This window comes from Chroococcidiopsis cubana SAG 39.79 (assembly GCF_003991895.1).
Classification (GTDB): domain Bacteria; phylum Cyanobacteriota; class Cyanobacteriia; order Cyanobacteriales; family Chroococcidiopsidaceae; genus Chroococcidiopsis; species Chroococcidiopsis thermalis.
Genome location: NZ_RSCK01000218.1, coordinates 1 through 3,404, shown reverse-complemented (window position 1 = coordinate 3,404; position 3,404 = coordinate 1). Strand labels below are relative to the sequence as shown.

The following is a 3,404-nucleotide window of genomic DNA, read 5'->3' as shown; positions in this document are numbered from 1 at the left end:
AAAACCAAGTTATTAACCTTTGACGACAAGAACAATGACGGACGAATTGAGCTAACACCAGATAAAAATACGAGCGAAATCACGATTGACCCCGATATTATTGTCTTGTCTACACCAGAGGTGGCTAGGTTAGCCCCTTGGGTCATCGGACTGGTCGCTGCTGGGGGATTAGCCGCAGCTTTATCTACGGCTAGTGGTTTGCTGTTGGTGATTTCTAGTTCTGTGGCGCACGATATTTACTACCGCATCCTCAATCCGAATGCTTCGGAAACTCAACGGGTGTTTGTCGGTCGGATTATGGTCGGGTTAGCCGTAGTGCTAGCGGGGTATTTTGGGATTAATCCACCGGGATTTGTGGCGCAAGTGGTAGCGTTTGCGTTTGGGTTAGCTGCTGCTAGCTTTTTCCCTGCCATTGTTCTCGGGATTTTTGACAAACGAACGAATCGAGAAGGGGCGATCGCTGGTATAGTAGTTGGGTTATTGTTTACTCTGTTCTACATTGTTGGGGTAAAATTCTACGGAATGCCGCCTTGGTTATTCGGCATTTCTCCCGAAGGCATCGGCACTGTCGGGATGATAATCAACTTTATCGTCACGCTGGTGGTTTCTCGTCTCACGCCACCTCCACCACTTGCCGTACAAGAAATGGTGGAGGATTTGCGAAGTCCTGCCCAAGCAGAATTGCCTGTTAAAATATTGCATTAATTTTTGTCTTGTAGGGGTACTAGAGAATACGCCCTTACCATGTTTCAGTAGCTTTAGATCGGATAAATATCATGTCTTATAGCTCTCAAGTTAGTTTTCAAGCTGCGATTTATTTACAAGTTGTTTTTCAAGCTATTATTTACTTGGCAGCTGTCTATACGAATAACGCAGTGGATAACGCTACTACTGCCCTGTTAGACGCTCGGCAGGCTACGTTGTTGTTAGAAATAGTAATGATTGAATGCAGTTTAGATCGAATCGAGCGGCAAAATCTACTGACACTTGAAGTAGCATATACAGACCTTGAATTTTTTACTGAGAGGTTACTAATAGCATTAGATGTTCTTAGACCCCAATCGTATGAATGCGAAATCAATTTAATTTGGGATAAACTGATTGAATCAGAATAAAAGCTGACTATTAACCATAAATTCAGACTGAAGCACGAGAAAACTTCAATATCTGACAAGGATAGTAGTTCGCAATCGCACACCGGATATTCAAAAACAACGTATGAATCTTATCTTATGAAATTTGCACGCTCGACAGTCTACAAAGCGATCTATTCAGGCATTACCTTAAACCGTGGCATCGATTACTCTTTAGTACAATCGTTGCCGAAAATAAAGTAAAGGGTAGCATATCCACAGTTTCATAACACCTCTCGTTGAAAAAACGGTAGTCCTACACAAGTAAGGATGTAAGTATAGAGAAGAGGTCTTTCAACTCCAAACCATGCCAGTAAATAGTTTTACTTGCCCTCGTTGTCAAGCAGCTCGGATTGTGAAGAACGGCAGAATACATAACGGTCGGCAGAATTTCAAGTTGCTTGCGCTTGCGGCAGGCAGTTTGTTCAACATCCGACCAAAAAGGTGATTGGACAGGAGACTAGAAATCTAATCGACAAGTTGTTATTAGAAAGGTTGTCCTTGGCAGGGATCGCCAGAGTGGCTGGAGTTTCCGAGCAATGGCTTCAAACTTACGTCAACAATAAATATGAAGCGACTCCACAACAAGTTGAGGTAGAGGAGAAAAAAAGGGGCGGCTAACGATTCAATGCGATGAAATGTGGTCATTTGTCAGTAACAAAGGCAATAAACAATGGGTATAGTTAGCTTTGGATATGAAGACGGGCGAAATTGTCGGCTGCTATGTGGGCGCTCGAAATCGATAGCGGTGCGATTGGATTGTGGCAGCCGTTGCCCCCAGTGTATCGGCAGTGTGCAGTTTGTTACACAGATTTTTGGCAAGCATATGAGCAAGTGATTCCTGAATCAAGGCATCGCCCCGTTAGTAAGAAGACTGGTAAAACCAGTTTGATTGAGCGGTTTAACTGTACTCTTCGGCCACGAGTTTCACGTTTAGTCCGCGATACCCTATCCTTCTCAAAAAAGTTGAATAATCACATCGGAGCCATCTGGTATTTTGTACATCACTATAATTCATCCTTACTTATGTAGGACTACCGAAAAAACAAATCGTACAGAACAAGGAGTAAAATCATGGATCTCAAGATGCTAAAAAGTCAAGAACAGTCAGAACAATTACAGAATAAGGAGTTAGAAGCGATAGCGGGGGGGCGACTTAACGACCTAGTAAAAAACCTCTCGTTGCGAGGTAAGGTTGCCAGGTGGGCTGCTGTGGCTGCATCCGTAGTAGGGATGTCTGTTGGTATGGCAATGCCAACTGAGGCGCTTCATCGTACAGATGATTGCGATGAAAGGGGGTTCTTTGCCATCTTTCAAGGATCTAAACACTATGCCACAATGTGCTTCGCTAATGCTGGCGATGCCGAAGTTGTTATCGCTGATGTGCATAGGGTCACCTCAGGAAACAACGCTGGGTATATTATCACTAATAAGGGAAGATTCAACTTCGGGAAATGGAAGGGTTTTGACTTCATCGATAATGGGTATGGCACAGTGACCATTCTCCGCATCGTCATTTACTAATGGAAGCGTAATAGATTATTGGGTACTGTAAATTATCCGTTGATGTCGGTAGACTGTGAGCAAGGGAGACAAGGGGGAACTCCCAACGGCGTTGTTGCATGAATAGAGGGAAATGGTAAATTTTACTTATTCCCCTTCTACTCCTAGTGGGTCATTTGGCATGAGCGTTGCCATTATTTTTGGGGACAATTGTCCGCCGAAGAGGACGACGTGTGCAAGCACCAGACCCACCAAGAGAATGGAGTCGCTGACGCGCTCTGTCTCGACGTTGCGCTCGCAACCCTGCCCAAATAAAAGGCGTTGGTTGTTGGTTCCATCCAAAAGCTGTTGCTTCCAACCACTCAATAATTTGATAGGTCGTTTGCGGATGATGTCCCTCTAAAGCTCGGCGTTTGAGAATCCGTTGAATTGATTCAGCCATATTCAGCCAGCTTCCGCCCAAGGGTGTGTAGAGTGGCATGATGCCATGAGCGCACAGCCACAGCACAAATTGGGGAGTTTTATGTCCTACCAAGTTATCCATCACCAGTAACATCCGTAGTGGTGGTAAATCTGGTGGGAGTGTAAAGCGCACCTTCAAACCCTTCTGCCAACTTTTCCATAACCGTTGATTTTCTTCAGGTTCGAGTAATCGGGCTGGAGTCGGCAGCGATTGTACAACAATAGCTACTAACCAGAGCATAAAATAGTGAACAGTCTAGGCAGCTGCACAAGCAACGTGCTTCTCGTGAAAGAAGTTTTGCACAA

At 44.5% G+C, this 3,404-nt stretch carries 4 protein-coding genes and 1 pseudogene; 4 read left to right on the top strand and 1 reads right to left on the bottom strand.

Translation table 11 applies throughout. From position 1 onward, the window contains the following. The 4 genes and pseudogenes from DSM107010_RS37310 to DSM107010_RS37295 all read left to right on the top strand — a co-directional run. A partial coding sequence (locus DSM107010_RS37310) for a sodium:solute symporter family transporter (protein ID WP_422387935.1) occupies positions 1-705 on the top strand: 705 nt, incomplete at its 5' end. A 71-nt stretch (positions 706-776) separates the two neighbouring features. Further along, positions 777-1,115 (top strand): hypothetical protein, encoded by a 339-nt coding sequence (locus tag DSM107010_RS37305; RefSeq protein ID WP_127025371.1) that lies wholly within the window; start codon positions 777-779, stop codon positions 1,113-1,115. A 325-nt stretch (positions 1,116-1,440) separates the two neighbouring features. After that, positions 1,441-2,165: pseudogene (locus DSM107010_RS37300) on the top strand (IS1 family transposase). 42 nt (positions 2,166-2,207) lie between these two features. Then, entirely contained in the window at positions 2,208-2,657 is a 450-nt protein-coding gene (locus tag DSM107010_RS37295) for a beta/gamma crystallin domain-containing protein (protein ID WP_106171347.1), read from the top strand. Between the two features lie 151 nt (positions 2,658-2,808). Here the strand turns inward: DSM107010_RS37295 and DSM107010_RS37290 are convergent, their stop codons facing one another. After that, entirely contained in the window at positions 2,809-3,339 is a 531-nt protein-coding gene (locus DSM107010_RS37290; RefSeq protein WP_106171350.1) for a transposase, read from the bottom strand. Positions 3,340-3,404 lie beyond the last annotated feature (65 nt).